Origin of the sequence: Streptomyces sp. NPDC002181 (assembly GCF_042890485.1) — a bacterium.
In the GTDB taxonomy this organism is placed as follows: domain Bacteria; phylum Actinomycetota; class Actinomycetes; order Streptomycetales; family Streptomycetaceae; genus Streptomyces.
In genome coordinates, this window is record NZ_JBIASC010000009.1 from 206,020 (window position 1) to 220,957 (window position 14,938).

The 14,938-nt window shown below is 73.4% G+C and carries 14 protein-coding genes; 9 read left to right on the forward strand and 5 right to left on the reverse strand.

The genetic code is table 11. The features are described 5' to 3' along the window. The first annotated feature begins 19 nt into the window (after nucleotides 1–19). The 3 genes from ACFYXV_RS22720 to ACFYXV_RS22730 all read left to right on the forward strand — a co-directional run bounded on the left by ACFYXV_RS22720 (nucleotide 20) and on the right by ACFYXV_RS22730 (nucleotide 4,174). Nucleotides 20–1,153 (forward strand): hypothetical protein, encoded by a 1,134-nt coding sequence (locus ACFYXV_RS22720; RefSeq protein WP_385474222.1) that lies wholly within the window; start codon nucleotides 20–22, stop codon nucleotides 1,151–1,153. A gap of 58 nt (nucleotides 1,154–1,211) precedes the next feature. Further along, on the forward strand, nucleotides 1,212–2,354 hold the full coding sequence (locus ACFYXV_RS22725) for a glycosyltransferase family 4 protein (protein WP_385474221.1): 1,143 nt from the start codon (nucleotides 1,212–1,214) through the stop codon (nucleotides 2,352–2,354). Nucleotides 2,355–2,557: 203 nt separating this feature from the next. After that, on the forward strand, nucleotides 2,558–4,174 hold the full coding sequence (locus ACFYXV_RS22730) for a GMC oxidoreductase (RefSeq protein WP_385474219.1): 1,617 nt from the start codon (nucleotides 2,558–2,560) through the stop codon (nucleotides 4,172–4,174). A gap of 19 nt (nucleotides 4,175–4,193) precedes the next feature. Here the strand turns inward: ACFYXV_RS22730 and ACFYXV_RS22735 are convergent, their stop codons facing one another. The 3 genes from ACFYXV_RS22735 to ACFYXV_RS22745 all read right to left on the reverse strand — a co-directional run bounded on the left by ACFYXV_RS22735 (nucleotide 4,194) and on the right by ACFYXV_RS22745 (nucleotide 8,076). After that, nucleotides 4,194–5,765, reverse strand: a complete 1,572-nt coding sequence (locus tag ACFYXV_RS22735; RefSeq protein WP_389383856.1) for a caspase domain-containing protein — start codon at nucleotides 5,763–5,765, stop codon at nucleotides 4,194–4,196. An 11-nt stretch (nucleotides 5,766–5,776) separates the two neighbouring features. Next, entirely contained in the window at nucleotides 5,777–6,178 is a 402-nt protein-coding gene (locus ACFYXV_RS22740; RefSeq protein ID WP_389383857.1) for a hypothetical protein, read from the reverse strand. 101 nt (nucleotides 6,179–6,279) lie between these two features. Further along, a complete protein-coding gene (locus ACFYXV_RS22745) occupies nucleotides 6,280–8,076 on the reverse strand; it encodes an AMP-dependent synthetase/ligase (protein ID WP_389383858.1) in 1,797 nt (598 codons plus the stop codon). A 229-nt stretch (nucleotides 8,077–8,305) separates the two neighbouring features. On the opposite strand from ACFYXV_RS22745, the gene ACFYXV_RS22750 reads away from it, so the two are divergent. The 6 genes from ACFYXV_RS22750 to ACFYXV_RS22775 all read left to right on the forward strand — a co-directional run bounded on the left by ACFYXV_RS22750 (nucleotide 8,306) and on the right by ACFYXV_RS22775 (nucleotide 13,325). Beyond that, nucleotides 8,306–9,088 (forward strand): metallophosphoesterase, encoded by a 783-nt coding sequence (locus ACFYXV_RS22750; protein WP_385474211.1) that lies wholly within the window; start codon nucleotides 8,306–8,308, stop codon nucleotides 9,086–9,088. Between the two features lie 121 nt (nucleotides 9,089–9,209). Continuing rightward, nucleotides 9,210–9,650, forward strand: coding sequence for an SRPBCC family protein (locus tag ACFYXV_RS22755; protein WP_030863550.1), 441 nt, complete (start codon nucleotides 9,210–9,212; stop codon nucleotides 9,648–9,650). Between the two features lie 3 nt (nucleotides 9,651–9,653). Then, nucleotides 9,654–10,895 (forward strand): ArsA family ATPase, encoded by a 1,242-nt coding sequence (locus ACFYXV_RS22760; RefSeq protein WP_389383859.1) that lies wholly within the window; start codon nucleotides 9,654–9,656, stop codon nucleotides 10,893–10,895. Nucleotides 10,896–11,000: 105 nt separating this feature from the next. Beyond that, nucleotides 11,001–11,507, forward strand: coding sequence for a DUF5304 domain-containing protein (locus tag ACFYXV_RS22765; RefSeq protein WP_389383860.1), 507 nt, complete (start codon nucleotides 11,001–11,003; stop codon nucleotides 11,505–11,507). 61 nt (nucleotides 11,508–11,568) lie between these two features. Then, on the forward strand, nucleotides 11,569–12,510 hold the full coding sequence (locus ACFYXV_RS22770; RefSeq protein WP_376015470.1) for an ROK family glucokinase: 942 nt from the start codon (nucleotides 11,569–11,571) through the stop codon (nucleotides 12,508–12,510). Nucleotides 12,511–12,581: 71 nt separating this feature from the next. Next, nucleotides 12,582–13,325 (forward strand): endonuclease/exonuclease/phosphatase family protein, encoded by a 744-nt coding sequence (locus ACFYXV_RS22775; RefSeq protein ID WP_389383861.1) that lies wholly within the window; start codon nucleotides 12,582–12,584, stop codon nucleotides 13,323–13,325. A gap of 125 nt (nucleotides 13,326–13,450) precedes the next feature. Here the strand turns inward: ACFYXV_RS22775 and ACFYXV_RS22780 are convergent, their stop codons facing one another. After that, nucleotides 13,451–14,071 carry a hypothetical protein gene (locus ACFYXV_RS22780; RefSeq protein WP_389383862.1) on the reverse strand — a complete coding sequence of 207 codons (621 nt, stop codon included), beginning with the start codon at nucleotides 14,069–14,071 and terminating at the stop codon, nucleotides 13,451–13,453. Beyond that, nucleotides 14,064–14,846, reverse strand: coding sequence for an alpha/beta hydrolase (locus ACFYXV_RS22785; RefSeq protein WP_383495753.1), 783 nt, complete (start codon nucleotides 14,844–14,846; stop codon nucleotides 14,064–14,066). Before ACFYXV_RS22785 ends, ACFYXV_RS22780 begins: the two co-directional genes overlap by 8 nt. Nucleotides 14,847–14,938 lie beyond the last annotated feature (92 nt).

Sequence of the window (14,938 nt, forward strand, 5' to 3'; positions counted from 1 at the left end):
GCGTGCGTACGATCGTCGGATGCCCCCGGTCCGTCGGCCCCTCCTCGTACGCGTCCTGCCGCTCCTGCTGGGCGTGCTGCTCGCGGCGTGCGGGGCGCCCGCGGTGCGGGACCCCGCCGAGCGGGACGTCCGGGAGGCCGTCGCCGCCTGGTCGCGGACCCCGCCCGCGCAGCTCGCCGGGATCCCGCTGGAGGGATGGGCGTACGAGGTCACCGCGGTCCGCCGCGAAGGCGACCGGGCCACCGTCCGCGCCGGACTGCGCTACCGCCTCGCCGGCTACGACGCGGCCCCGGCCGACTCGGCGCGCGAGGTGCTGCTGAGCCGGGACGGCGCGGACGGCGGGCGGTGGCGGGTCACCGGCGACCGGCCGGCGCCCGGCGCGCGGCCGCAGCTGTGGGACCAGGGGCCGGTGGAGGTGGTCCGGGGCGCCCACGCACTGGTGCTCGGCGTCGGCCGCCCCGCGCGGGACCTGTCCGACATCGCGGCGGAGGCCGAGCGGGCCGTGCCCGCGGCGAGCGCCGCCTGGACGGGGAAATGGGCGGGCCGGGTGGTGGTGCTGGTGCCGGGCTCCCTGGAGCGGATGGCGGAGCTGCTGGGCAGGCCGGCCGCCGAGTACCGGGGCATGGGCGCCGTCACGACGGGCCGCGTGGGAGCCGCGCCGGCCCCCGCCGACCGGGTCGTCGTCAACCCGGAGGGCTGGGCGGAGCTCAGCGCGGCGGGCCGGGGCATCGTCTTGACCCACGAGGTCACGCACGTGGCCACCCGGGCCGCGACCACCGCCAAGACCCCGCTGTGGCTGTCGGAGGGCTTCGCGGACTGGGCGGCTTACCGCGGCGGGGCCGTCGGCGCGCAGCAGGCCGCCCCGGCGCTGGGCCGGGCGGTCCGTGCCGGGCAGCTGCCCGCCGAACTCCCCGGCGACGCGGAGTTCGCCTTCGGCGGCGACCCGGAGGCGATGGCCCGCGCGTACGAGGGCGCATGGCTGGCCTGCCGGCTGATCGCGGCGAAATGGGGCGACGCCACGCTGGTGAGCCTCTACGAACGGGCGGGCCGCGAGCCCCTGGCGACGGCCCTGGAGGACACCGTCGGCGGCGATCTGCCGGGCCTGACCCTGGCCTGGCAGGCGAGCCTGCGCCAGGAGCTGGGCACCCCCTAGGGCACTTCGGACGGCGGGGGCGGGGCCGCCCGGGGGCTTCCGGTACTGTCGGCAGGCGATGCACAAGACCCTGATCGTGACCAACGACTTCCCGCCGCGACCGGGCGGCATCCAGGCCTTCCTGCACAACATGGCACTGCGGCTGGATCCCGACCGGATCGTCGTCTACGCCTCCACGTGGAAGCGCGGTGCGGAGGGCCACGAGGCCACCGCCGCCTTCGACGCCGAACAGCCCTTCCAGGTGGTCCGCGACCGTACGACCATGCTGCTGCCGACCCCGCGGGTGACCCGGCGGGCCGTCGGGCTGCTGCGCGAGCACGGCTGCGAGTCGGTGTGGTTCGGGGCGGCGGCCCCGCTGGGGCTGATGGGCCCCGCACTGCGCCGGGCCGGGGCGAAGCGGATCGTGGCCACCACCCACGGGCACGAGGCGGGCTGGGCGCAGCTGCCGGGGGCGCGGCAGCTGCTGCGCCGGATCGGCGAGGGCACGGACACGCTGACGTACCTGGGCGAGTACACGCGCTCGCGGATCGCCTCGGCGCTGACGGAGCAGGCGGCGGCGCGCATGGTGCAGCTGCCGCCGGGGGTGGACGAGAAGACGTTCCACCCCGGCTCGGGCGGGGCCGAGGTCCGGGCCCGGCTGGGGCTGACGGACCGGCCGGTGGTGGTCTGCGTCTCGCGGCTGGTCCCGCGCAAGGGACAGGACACGCTGATCGAGGCGATGCCGCGGATCCTGGCCGCGGTGCCGGACGCCGTACTGCTGGTGGTCGGCGGCGGCCCGTACGAGGCGGACCTGCGGGCGCTGGCCGTCTCCACCGGTGTCGCGGACTCGGTGGTCTTCACGGGCGCCGTCCCGTGGGCCGAACTGCCCGCGCACTACGGCGCCGGGGACGTGTTCGCGATGCCGTGCCGGACCCGGCGGGGCGGGCTGGACGTGGAGGGCCTCGGCATCGTCTACCTGGAGGCCTCGGCGACGGGCCTGCCGGTGGTCGCGGGCGATTCGGGCGGGGCCCCGGACGCGGTGCTGGAGGGCGAGACGGGCTGGGTGGTCCGCGGCGGCGTCCCCGAGGACGCGGCGGACCGCGTGATCGCCCTGCTCCGGGACCCGGAGCTGCGCCGTCGCATGGGGGAGCGGGGTCGCGCCTGGGTCGAGGAGAAGTGGCGCTGGGACCTGCTGGCCGAGCGCCTGCGCGCACTGCTCTGACGCCGCCCGGGGTTGCCGGCGCTGTCCGCGATCCGCCGCGGGACGCCGCCGGCGGGGGCGCGTCGGCGGCGGGCCGGGAGCGCCTGCCGAGGCCCCGGCGCGCCCGCCGCGGGCCCGTGATCCTCCGCCACACCTGACTGTTCCTCAGATGTCTGTCAACACCGCCTCTGGGTGGACGGCCCGATTCCGCCCATGATGCGGCCATGACACCTCAGCTGACGCGCCGTCACTTCCTGGGCATCGGCGCCCTCCAGACCGCCGCAGCCCTCGGCTTCACGCGCATCGGGCTCCAGTCGGCGGCCGCCGCCGAGCCCCCCGCCGCCCAGTACGCCCCCGCCATCGTCGTGGGCTCCGGCTACGGCTCCGCCGTGGCCGCCCTCCGGCTCGGCCAGGCCGGGGTACGGACCGTCGTCCTCGAAATGGGCCGGCTCTGGAACACCCCGGGCCCGGACGGCAAGGTCTTCCCCTCCACCTCCGCGCCCGACCAGCGCTCCATGTGGTTCCGCACCCGCACCGAGGCCCCGCTCGCCCAGTTCCTCTGGCTCGACGTCGTCAACCGGGACATCAGCCCCTACCCCGGTGTCCTCGACCGTGTGAACCACGGAGACATGTCCGTCTACCTCGGCCGGGGCGTCGGCGGCGGATCCCTCGTCAACGGCGGCATGGCCCCCACGCCCCGGCGCTCGTACTTCACCGAGGTGCTGCCCCGGGTGAACGCCGACGAGATGTACGGCACGTACTACCCGCGCGCCCGCGCCATGCTCGGCGTCAACGACATCGACCCGGCCTGGTTCGAGTCCACGGAGTGGTACCGCTTCGCCCGGATCTCCCGCAAGCACGCCCGGAACACCGGCCTGAAGACCACCTTCGTGCCCAACGTGTACGACTTCGGGTACATGCAGCGCGAGGCCGCCGGCACCGCCACCCGCTCCGCGCTCGCCGGCGAGGTCATCTACGGCAACAACTTCGGAAAGAAGAGCGTCGACAAGACCTACCTCGCGGCCGCGATCGGCACCGGCAACGTCACCATCGAGACCATGCAGCGCGTCGTCGGCGTCCGCCAGGACCCGGCCGGCGGGTACGTGCTCACCGTGCAGACCAGCGACGTGACGGGGAAGGTCACCCAGGTCAGGGAACTCGGCTGCAAACAGCTCTTCCTGGGCGCCGGCAGCCTCGGCACCACCGAGATCCTGCTGCGCGCCCGCGAGCGGGGCACCCTGCCCGGGCTCAACGAGAAGGTCGGGCTCGGCTGGGGCCACAACGGCAACGTCATGACCGCCCGGGCCAACCACCTGTGGGACACGGTCGGCTGCAACCAGGCCACCATGCCCGCCCTGGGCATCGACGACTGGGACAACGCCGCCAACCCCGTGTTCGCCGAGATCGCCCCGCTGCCGATGGGCTTCGAGCACTGGATCTCGATGTACCTGGCCATCACCAAGAACCCCGAGCGCGGGCACTTCACGTACGACGCGGCCACCGACTCGGCGCGGCTCAACTGGCGCCGCGACCAGAACACCCCCTCCGTCCAGGCCGCCAGGAACCTCTTCGACCGGATCAACCGGGCCAATTTCACGATCTACCGGTACGACCTGTTCGGCGACAACAGGAACTTCGCCGACAACTTCACGTACCACCCGCTCGGCGGCTGCGTCCTCGGCGACGCGACCGACGACTACGGTCGGGCCAAGGGACATCAGGGGCTGTACGTCGTCGACAGCTCCCTGATCCCGGGCTCGCTCGGGGTGAACCCGTTCGTGACCATCACCGCGCTCGCCGAGCGGAACATGGAGCGGATCCTCGCGGAGGACCCGCGCTGAGCACGCGCACCGCATCCGCTCACTGCAGGGTTGCCGCCATCAGGGTGACGTTCCCGCCCCCGTGGTTGCTTTCGAGCGTGACGGCGACTTCCAGGAGCGAGGGCTCAGGGGTCCGGAAGGTCATCTCGTACACCCGGAAGTAGTTCTCGTTCGGTGGTCCGGATGCGGTGTCGGCGGAGGCCGAGTAGGCGGGTGCTCCGCCGTTCCTGAGGGACGCGGAGAAGCGGATCGAACCCTGGCGGTAGGAGACGTACAGGCGGAACACGCGGGTCGTGCCCTTGGCGGGGACGAGGATGCGGAACCCCGCGCCGGGGCCGCCCTGGTAGACCACCGAACGGACTCCGCTCGCCGACTCGTGCGGGGCGGCGCCCCCGGTCCACGAGAACGACACGGGCTGCCGGCTCGCGTGCAGCCTGAACGGGGCCTCGGTGCCGAGCGCGGTGAAGTCCCCGATGACGAAGGCGTCCGCCCTGCGGGTGACGCAAGTGACGTTCGTCTGGCGGCATTCCGACTCCGCGGGCCCGCCGGTGAACTCGGCCGTGACGCCGCGGTCCTTGGGGAGGTAGCCCCACTGCACCCAGTCGGTCCTCCCCTCCCGCGACAGGTCGACGTTCCCGGTGAAGCCGCTTGCGGAAGCCCGGAGCAGGCTGCCGGCGGCGGGCGGGGACGCGGAGTTCCCGCCGTCCTTCGAGCCCGCGCCGGAGGAGGAGAAGGGGTCCAGCACCAGAACGGTGACCGCCGCGAGGACCGTCACGGCCGCGGCCAGGGCGCCGGTCAGCCTGCGTGAACGCGCCCCGGTCGCGGCGGCGGCCCGCTCCGGTGCCGACGGCCCGGGCGGCGGTTCCCGGTACTGCCGGTTGCGGGCGAGGGCGAGATCCGCAGGGGGGCTCGAAGTGCGCAGCTGCGGACTGGTCTTGTTGCGTCGGCGCATCCTGCCGTAGAGCTCGCGGTACAGGGTGTCCAGGTCCAGGAGCGGGCGATCGCCCGCAACCCCCTCCGACAGGACGGACACGAGTTCGGTGGTGAAGTCGGTCAACGGCTGCCCTTCGGGGGCTTTCGCCTGCTCGTTGCGCTTCGTGGCGGTCAGCAGGAAGACGCCTTCCGCGGGCGGCTCTTCGGGTGGTGGCCGCTTCCTTCCCATTCTTCCGCGCGAAGCCGCTCCGCTGTAGCAGCAGTCCAGGACGACGATGTTGCGCCGGACCCCGGACCGCGGGTCCTGGAGGGCTTCGACGACGGATCCGTAGAGGAGGGCCCGGTGCAGGTGGTCCAGGGAAGACCGGGGCATCGCCAGGTGCAGGCCCTTGCCGCTCTCCAGGTCGAGCAGGCCGTGCCCCGCGTAGTACAGGACGAAGGTGTCCTCGGTCCGCTCCGTGAGGGAGTGGATGGCGTCGAGCACGTCCTCGGCGCCTGCGGGCCGGAGGATGACGCAGTGCTCCTCCGGCAGGCCCCACACCTCGGGGTCCGTGAGCACGGCCCGCAGCTCTTCGAGGTTGTTCGCGACCGCGGGCAGGTCGTCCATGCCCTCTTCGCTGTATGCGGACACGCCGACCAGCAGGCATCGCGAGGACGCCGGATCGGGAAGCACGGTCATGGCCGCGGCGGCTACTCGCCGCCCGTCCCGGGGCCGGGACCACCCGCAGGCCCCGTGTCCGCCGTGTCCGCCGCGTCCGGGATGCCGAGGGCCTCGGCGATCTCGGCCACTTGCCGGGGCGAGGCCCGTTCGATGGCGACCGCGGTGTCGCCCCTGGTGATCCGTACGGTCGCGGAGCGCCGGCGCAGCTCCATCCAGCCGGCGATCGCCGCCGCCAGGCCGCCGAGCGCGCTGACGTCCTGGATGACCACGCTGATCGCGTCCAGCGTGGACCCCATGGCTCCGGTCTCGGGCCGCGCGTACACGGGAGCGGGCCGGCAGTGCCTTCGTACCGCCGAGTCGTAGGACAGCCACTTGAGCAGCGAAGCCGTGGACTTCTCGCCCTCACCAAGGTCGGTGCTTGATACAACCAATATGGCGTCCAATGGGATTCCCGTGGTCGCGGAGCGGCAGATGGCCGAGCGGCTCAAGTATGGCCTGAACTCGGCCTCCGCGTCAGGGAGTTCGTGCGACCTCAGCCCCGGTACAGGGCCTCGATCTCGTCCGCGAAGTCCTTCGCCACCACATTCCGCTTCAGCTTCAGCGAAGGCGTGATGTGACCCGACTCCTCCGTGAACTGGGAGGGCAGGATGCGGAATTTCCGTACCGATTCCGCCTTGGAAACCGCCGCGTTGCCGTCGTCCACGGCCTGCTGGACGGCGGCGATGAGGTCCGCGTCCTGGCTCAGCTCCGCCGCGGTGACCCCGGCCGGCTTGCCGTGTTCGGCCGCCCAGCGGCCCAGGAACTCCTCGTCGATGGTGACCAGCGCGGCCACGAACGGCCTCGCGTCGCCGACCACCATGCACTCCGCGACCAGCGCGTGCGCCCGGATCCGGTCCTCGATCACCGCGGGGGCCACGTTCTTGCCGCCCGCCGTGACGATGAGCTCCTTCTTGCGTCCGGTGATCGCGAGGTAGCCGTCCTCGTCGAGGGTGCCGACGTCGCCGGTGTGGAACCAGCCGTCGGTCAGCGCCTCGGCGGTCGCCGTCTCGTTCTTCCAGTACTCCTTGAAGATGTGCTCGCCGTGCAGGAGCACCTCGCCGTCGTCGGCGATGCGCACCACGGAGCCCGGCAGCGGCTGGCCGACCGTACCGATCTTCGTACGGTCCCAGGGGTTGAAGGCGGTGGCCGCGCAGGACTCCGTCAGGCCGTAGCCCTCCAGGACCGTGAAGCCGATGCCGCGGAAGAAGTGGCCGAGCCGCTCGCCCAGCGGGGCGCCGCCGGAGATCGCGTACTCGCCGCGTCCGCCGAGGACCGTGTGCAGCTTGCTGTAGACCAGCTTCGAGAACAGCTTGTGCTTCAGCTTCAGGCCGAAGGACGGGCCGCCGGGGGCGTCCAGCGCGCGGCTGTACGCGATCGCCGTCTCGGCCGCCGCGTCGAAGATCTTGCCCTTGCCGTCGGCCTGCGCCTTGGCGCGCGCCGAGTTGTAGACCTTCTCGAAGACGCGCGGCACGCCGAGGATCAGCGTGGGGCGGAAGGACTGCAGCTCGTCGGTGAGGTTCTTGATGTCCGGTACGCAGCCCAGGCGGATCGGGGCCAGTACGGCGGCCACCTCCACCAGGCGTCCGAAGACGTGCGCGGCGGGCAGGAAGAGCAGCACGGAGCACTCGCCGGTGCGGAACAGCGGGCTCAGGCGCTCCACCACGTTGCCGCACTCGGCGAAGAAGTTGCGGTGGGTCAGCACGCAGCCCTTGGGGCGGCCGGTGGTGCCCGAGGTGTAGACGATGGTCGCCGGGTCGTCGGCGTTCGCGAGCGAGCTGCGCTCGTCGACCTCGGCGTCGGTGACCTCGCCGCCCGCGGCGTTCAGGGCCGCGATCGCGCCCTGCTCGATCTCCCAGACCTCGCGCAGCTCCGGCAGCCGGTCGCGCAGGGAGGCCACGGCCGCGCTGTGCGCCGGGCTCTCGACGATCACGGCGACGGCGCCGGAGTCGCCGAGGATCCACTGGATCTGCTCGGGCGAGCTGGTCTCGTACACCGGGACGGTCACGCCGCCCGCGCTCCAGATCGCGAAGTCGAGCAGGACCCACTCGTAGCGGGTGCGGGAGATCAGCGCGACGCGGTCGCCCGGCCGGATCCCGGCCGCGATCAGCCCCTTGGCGGCGGCGCGCACCTCGGCGAGGAATTCGGTCGCCGTCACGTCCTGCCAGCCGCCGTCGACCTTGCGGCCCATGACTGCGGTGTCGGGATGCTGAGCGGCGTTGCGGCGGATGAGATCCGTCAGGTTCCCGTCCGACGGGACCTCGTACAGGGCCGGAAGGCTGAACTCGCGCAAGACTGCTGCTCCTCTGGGCGCCATCGCCACCATGTGGACCGACCGGACGTTACCCACCGGTAGTGGGTTCCGGATAGAGGGAACCGGCCAGATGTTCCGTGCGTCACATGACGCGGCCGTGCCATGCCGACAGTAGTCGACCCCGTTGACGACTCGGAAGTAACCGCAGGTAGGCAGCCTGTGAAGGTTCCTCTACCCGCTGCCCCCAAGCCCCCCTAGGGTGGGGCGCATGGGTGGCAGGAAGAGAAGCACGAGAGTCCACGTCGTCAGCGACGTCCACGGCAACGCCGAAGCGCTGGCCCGGGCCGGAGACGGCGCCGACGCGCTGATCTGCCTCGGTGACCTCGTGCTCTTCCTCGACTACGCCGATCACTCGCGCGGCATCTTCCCCGACCTGTTCGGCGTCGAGAACGCCGACCTCATCGTCGAGCTGCGCACCGCGCGCCGCTTCGAGGAGGCGCGAGACCTCGGGCGCCGGCTGTGGGCCGGACTCGACCGGGAACGGCTGATCGAAGGCGCGGTGCGCCGCCAGTACGCCGAGATGTTCGCCGCGTTCCCGCAGCCCACGTACGCCACCTACGGCAATGTCGACATCCCGGGTCTGTGGACCGAGTACGCCGGTCCCGGCACCACCGTCCTCGACGGGCAGCGGGTGGAGATCGGCGGCCGCGTCTTCGGCTTCGTCGGCGGCGGCCTGCCGTCCCCGATGCGCACCCCCTACGAGGTGGACGAGGAGGAGTACGCCGCCAAGGTCGAGGCGCTCGGCGAGGTGGACGTGCTGTGCTCGCACATCCCGCCGGAGGTGCCGGAGCTCTGCTACGACACGGTCGCGCGCCGCTTCGAGCGCGGCAGCGAGGCCCTGCTCGCGGCGATCCGGCGGACCAGGCCGCGGTACGCGCTGTTCGGGCACGTCCACCAGCCGCTGGCCCGGCGGATGCGGATCGGCGGCACGGAGTGCGTGAACGTCGGGCACTTCGCCGCCACGGGGAGGCCGTGGGCCCTGGAGTGGTGATCCCCGGCCCTGGAGTGGTGATCCCGGGCCCTGGAGTGGTGACCTCCGCACGCACGGTAGCCTGCACGCGGCGGCCGCAGGCCGCACACTTCCTCGAAAACTCCCTGGAGGGGCGACCGCCATGGCCGAACACACCAGCTCGAGCATCACGATCGAGGCGGCGCCGGCCGACGTGATGGCCGTGATCGCCGACTTCGCGCGCTACCCCGAGTGGACCGGCGAGGTGAAGGAGGCCGAGGTGCTGGCCACCGACGCCGAGGGCCGCGCCGAGAAGGTCCGGCTGCTGCTCGACGCGGGCGCGATCAAGGACGACCACACCCTCGCCTACAGCTGGAAGGGCGCCGACGAGGTCAGCTGGACCCTGGACAAGTCGCAGATGCTGCGCCAGCTCGACGGCTCCTACCGGCTCGCCCCGCTGGACGGCGGCAAGCGCACCGAGGTCACCTACCAGCTGACCGTCGACGTCAAGATCCCCATGCTCGGCATGATCAAGCGCAAGGCCGAGAAGGTCATCATCGACCGCGCCCTGGCGGGCCTGAAGAAGCGCGTCGAGTCGGCCTGACCGATGCGCATCCTGCTCGTCACCGGCCCCGGAGGGGCAGGACGGACCACGGTGGCCGCCGCCACCGCCCTCACCGCCGCGGAGAACGGTGCGCGGGTGCTGCTGCTCTCCGGCGACCCCGGGGATCCCCTCGCCGCGCTGTTCGGGGAGCCGGCGGGGGAGCCCGTCGAAGCCGCGCCCGGGCTGGCCGCCGTACGGGCCGCCGCCGGGGTGCTCGTGGCCCGCGTGGACTCCGGCGAGGAGTTCCGCGCGGAGCTCGTCGCCCTCCAGGAGCGCGGATCGGCTCTCCTCGGCATGGTCGGGGCCCGGCCGCTCGGGGCCGAGGAGCTCACCGAACTGCCCGGCGCCGAGCAGTTCGCCCTGCTGCGCGCGCTGCGGCGGGCCGCCGCGGCCCCCGGCACCGACCTCGTCGTCGTGGACATGCCCCCGCTCCACCAGACCGTGGCCACCCTCGCCCTCCCCGCCCAGCTGCGCCGCTACCTGGCCCGGCTGCTCCCGGCCGAGCGGCAGGCGGCCCGCGCCCTGCGGCCCGTACTGGCCCAGCTGGCCGGCGTACCCATGCCCGCGCAGTGGCTGTACGAGGCCGCCGCGCGCTGGGACGAGGAGCTGGCCGCCGTCCAGGCCGTCATCGAGGCCGGCACCACCTCGCTCCACGTGGTCGCGGAGCCCGGGCCCGGCGCCGACGCCGCCCTGCGGACCGGGCTGCTCGGACTCGCCCTCGAACAGCTCCCGGTCCGCGCGGTCGTCGCCAACCGGATGGTGCCGCAGGGCTCGCCCGACCCCTGGCTGGCCGGGCTCGGCGCCCAGCAGGAGAAGTACGCCGCCCAGTGGGCCGGGTCCGAGTGGGCCGGGGCCGGACCGGCCGGGGACGTGCCCGTACTGCCGCTCGGCCACCTCGGGCGGGATCCGGCGGGGCCGGACGACCTGACCCGGCTCACCGGGGCGGACGGGCTCGTTCCGCAGGTCTCGGCAGACTCCCGCGCCCGCCGCGAGTGGGTGGTCGAGGACCGCCTCGCCGACGACGGGGTACTCGTCTGGGTGGTGCCGCTGCCCGGCGCCCGCAAGCGGGACCTCGACCTGGTCCGGCGCGGCGACGAGCTGCTGCTCGCCGCCGGCCCGTACCGCAGGATCGTTCCGCTCCCGTCGGTGCTGCGCCGCTGCACGGTCTCCGGCGCCGCGCTCGCCGACGGGGTGCTCCGCATCCGCTTCACACCGGACCCGGACCTGTGGCCGCGCCGGGCCTGAACCCCGCGCGGGGCGGTACGCGGCCCTGAACCGCGTACCCCCGTTCGGGTACCGTCGAAGGTAGTACGTACCGCACGCCCAGCAGCTGCCGCAGGAGAGTCCGCCATGAGCGAGGCCACCGACCGTCCCACCGACGACGACGCCTGGGCCAAGGCCTGCGCCGAGGACCTCGCCGCGGAGCGGGAGCGCCGCCGGGCCCGCGAGGGCGCCGGGAGCGGCCCCGGCGCCGGGAGCGGCACCGGCGCCGGGAGCGGCACCGGGACCGCCGCCGAAGAGCTGTTCAAGCTGTTCGAGGCCGTCGCCGACAAGGTGTCCGCGCTGAACAACCCGGTGCTCGGCGCCGCCGCCCAGGGCGCCGTACGCCAGTTCGTCAACCAGGCGAAGGCCGCCGCCAAGCCCGTCGTCGAGCGCAACCCCGAGGTCTTCGACCACCTCGCGGCCGCCGGCTCCGAGCTGCTCGCCGCGTACCGCTCGGCCGTCGAGGGCCACGAGCGCCGCTGGACCCGCGACGAGCCCGCCCCCGGCCCTCCCGCGGACCGTCCCTCCGGCGACCGTTCCGACCCGCGCGACGAGGGCGGGAGCGGTCCGGCCCAGCGGATCGATCTCGACTGAGACGCCGCTGCCCTCGGGTACGGTTGGCCGTGGCGGGGTTTGACCGGAAACCGAGGGACTAATGGGACTCACCATCGGCGTCGACATCGGCGGCACGAAGATCGCGGCCGGCGTGGTCGACGAAGAGGGCACCATCCTTGAGACGTACAAGGTGCCCACCCCGCCGACCGCGGACGGAGTGACGGACGCGATCTGCGCCGCAGTGTCCGAAGTCAGCAGCAACCACACCATCGAGGCCGTCGGCATCGGCGCCGCCGGATACGTGGACGACAAGCGCGCGACCGTACTCTTCGCGCCCAACATCAACTGGCGCCACGAGCCGCTCAAGGACAAGGTCGAGCAGCGCATCGGCCTGCCGGTCGTCGTCGAGAACGACGCCAACTGCGCGGCCTGGGGCGAATACCGCTTCGGCGCCGGCCAGGGCCACGAGGACGTCATCTGCATCACGCTCGGCACCGGCCTGGGCGGCGGCATCATCATCGGCAACAAGCTGCGCCGCGGACGCTTCGGCGTGGCCGCCGAGTTCGGGCACATCCGGGTCGTCCCGGACGGCCTTCTCTGCGGGTGCGGCAGCCAGGGCTGCTGGGAGCAGTACGCCTCCGGCCGCGCGCTCGTGCGGTACGCGAAGCAGCGCGCCAACGCCACCCCCGAGAACGCGGTGGCCCTGCTCGCGCTCGGCGACGGCACCCCCGAGGGCATCGAGGGCAAGCACATCAGCGAGGCCGCGCGGGCCGGTGACCTGGTGGCCGTCGACGCCTTCCGCGAGCTGGCCCGCTGGGCGGGCGCCGGCCTGGCCGACCTGGCCTCGCTCTTCGACCCGTCGGCGTTCATCGTCGGCGGCGGGGTCTCGGACGAGGGCGACCTCGTCCTCGACCCGATCCGCAAGTCCTTCAAGCGCTGGCTGGTCGGCGGCGCCTGGCGCCCGCACGCACAGGTGCTGGCCGCGCAGCTCGGCGGCAAGGCCGGGCTCGTCGGCGCCGCGGACCTGGCCCGCCAGGGCTGACACCCGCTGTTGTCCGAACTGCCCGTCGCGCCCCCTGTGGCACGGCGGGCAGTCTGGCTATGTTGCCGTGCATGCTGCCGAACTCTGTGACGGAACCCGACGGTTCCGCGGTGATCCGAGCCCTCAGCTACAACGTCCGCTCGATGCGCGACGACGAGGAGGCGCTGGTCCGGGTGATCCGCGCCTGTGCCCCCGACCTGGTGTTCGTCCAGGAGGCCCCGCGGTTCTTCCGCTGGCGCAAGCACGCGGCGCGGCTGGCCTCGAAGACGGACCTGGTGGTGCTGAGCGGGGGCGCCACGGCCGCGGGCCCGCTGCTCCTGTGTTCGCTACGGGCCTTCGTGGAGCGGACGGAGGACGTCCTGCTCCCGCGGACTCCGGGCCTGCACCGGCGGGGCTTCGCGACGGCGGTGGTCCGGTTCGGGGCCGCGCGGGTGGCGGTGCTCAGCGCGCACCTGTCGCTGGACGCGGCGGAACGCCGGGCCCAGGCGGACCTCCTGCTGGACCGGCTCGGCTCCGCGGACGCCCCGTACGCCATCGCGGCGGGCGACATCAACGAGCCCCCGACGGGCCCGGCGTTCCGCCGCCTGTCCACGGAGCTCCAGGACTGCTGGACGGTCGCCCCCTGGGGCGGCGAACACACCTTCACCCGCTCCGCCCCGCCCAGGCGGATCGACGCGATCTTCGCGACGCGGGACGTGGAGGTCCTCAGCTGCGGAGTGCCGACCTCGCTGCCGGACGTCACGGAATCGGACCTGGACAGGGCCACGGACCACCTCCCGGTCCTGGCCACCCTCCGCCTGCCGGCACCCTGCTAGGCCGGGGCGGGCCGGGGCGGGCCCCCCGGGGCCCCGCCCCGCCGGTCGGTCGGAAGCCGGCGCAGCGGCGCGAAGCCGGGGAGGCCCGCCAGGGCCGGGCCGTGCGAGCGGCGCGTCAAAGAAGGTCAGACGACGGCTCCGCGGCCCGGATCGTCGTCCTCGTCGTCTCCCTGGGACATCCGCGCGATGAGCGTCGCGAACCCGCCCAGGAAACCGCCGATCCCCAGGGCCGTGAGCCACCAGGTCATCTCCCACTGCAACAGCACCGCCACCAGCAGCAGCACCGGCCCGCCCACCACCGCCAGCCACGCGAACTTCGCCGTCGTGTCCGCCTCCGGCAGCTCCGGCTCCGGCGGGACGAAATGGCCCTCGTCCGCCTCGTCCGGCTCCGCCGGAGTGTGATCGCGGGGCCCGCTCCCGGGCCCCGCGGCGCCGACTCCCACGCCGGGCGCGAACACCACCGAACTCCCCAGCGCCTTCGGCGCCGGCGGCGGCTCGGCCGGAGCCTCCGGCTGCGGCGCGGGCGACGCGGCGGCCGGAGGCTCCGGCTGCGGCGCGGGCGACGCGGCGGCCGGAGGCTCCGGCTCCACGTCCTCCTCCGGCAGCATCAGGTTCTCGATCGGCCGGAACGGCCTCGCCCCCGGCGGGTCCGGCGGCTCCTGCCCGTACCCGGCGACGATCGCCGCCCAGGCCGCCTCCTCGTCCAGCGGGGGAACACCCCCCGGGGACTCCTCGTGCTCAGCCACCGCTGGCCGCCCCCTCCCTGCCGACGCTCTCCGCGAGCCGCCCGACGAACGCAAAACTGTCCGCGAAGATCCGCTCCGCGTCATGGTCCAACGTCGCGACGTGGTAGCTCTGTTCCAGCAGGGTCTCGGTGACGTCCGTCGACGAGATCCGCGCGAGGATCCGCGCCGAGTCGGCCGGGTTCACGACGTGGTCCTGCACGCTGTGCAGCAGCAGCACCGGCTGCGTGACCTGCGGCAGCTCGGTGTCGACCAGCTTCAGGAACTGCTTCAGCGAGGCCGCGGCCCGGGTCGGGACCCGGGTGTAGCCGACCTCGGCGACGCCCGGCTTCGCGATGTCGCTCGCGATGCCCGGGGTGGAGCGCAGGAAGTGCTGCGCCACCGGGAGCGCGAAGGCCAGCGGGTCGTTGATCTTGTTGACCGGGTTGACCAGGACGATGCCGGCCACGGCGTCCCCGTGCCGGGCGGCCAGCCGCAGGGTCAGCGCCCCGCCCATCGACAGACCGAAGACGAACACCTTCGTGCACCGCTCCAGCAGCTCCCGCAGCGCCCGGTCCACCTCGGCGTACCAGTCCTGCCAGCCGGTGAGCTGCATGTCCTGCCAGCGCGTCCCGTGCCCGGGCAGCAGCGGCACGGAAACCGTCAGACCCTGCTCGGCCAGGTACTCCGCCCACGGGCGCATGGACTGAGTGGTACTGGTGAAGCCGTGGCAGAGGAGGACACCGACCTCTCCGCCCTCGTGGCGGAACGGCTCGGCTCCAGGGAGGACGGGCACCAGGGTCTCCTTCGACGGGTGGGGGGTGCGTAGCGCTGTGTGACTTCACCGTACGCGACGGGGGTGACACCGACCAGGGTCGTCGCCCCCTCCGC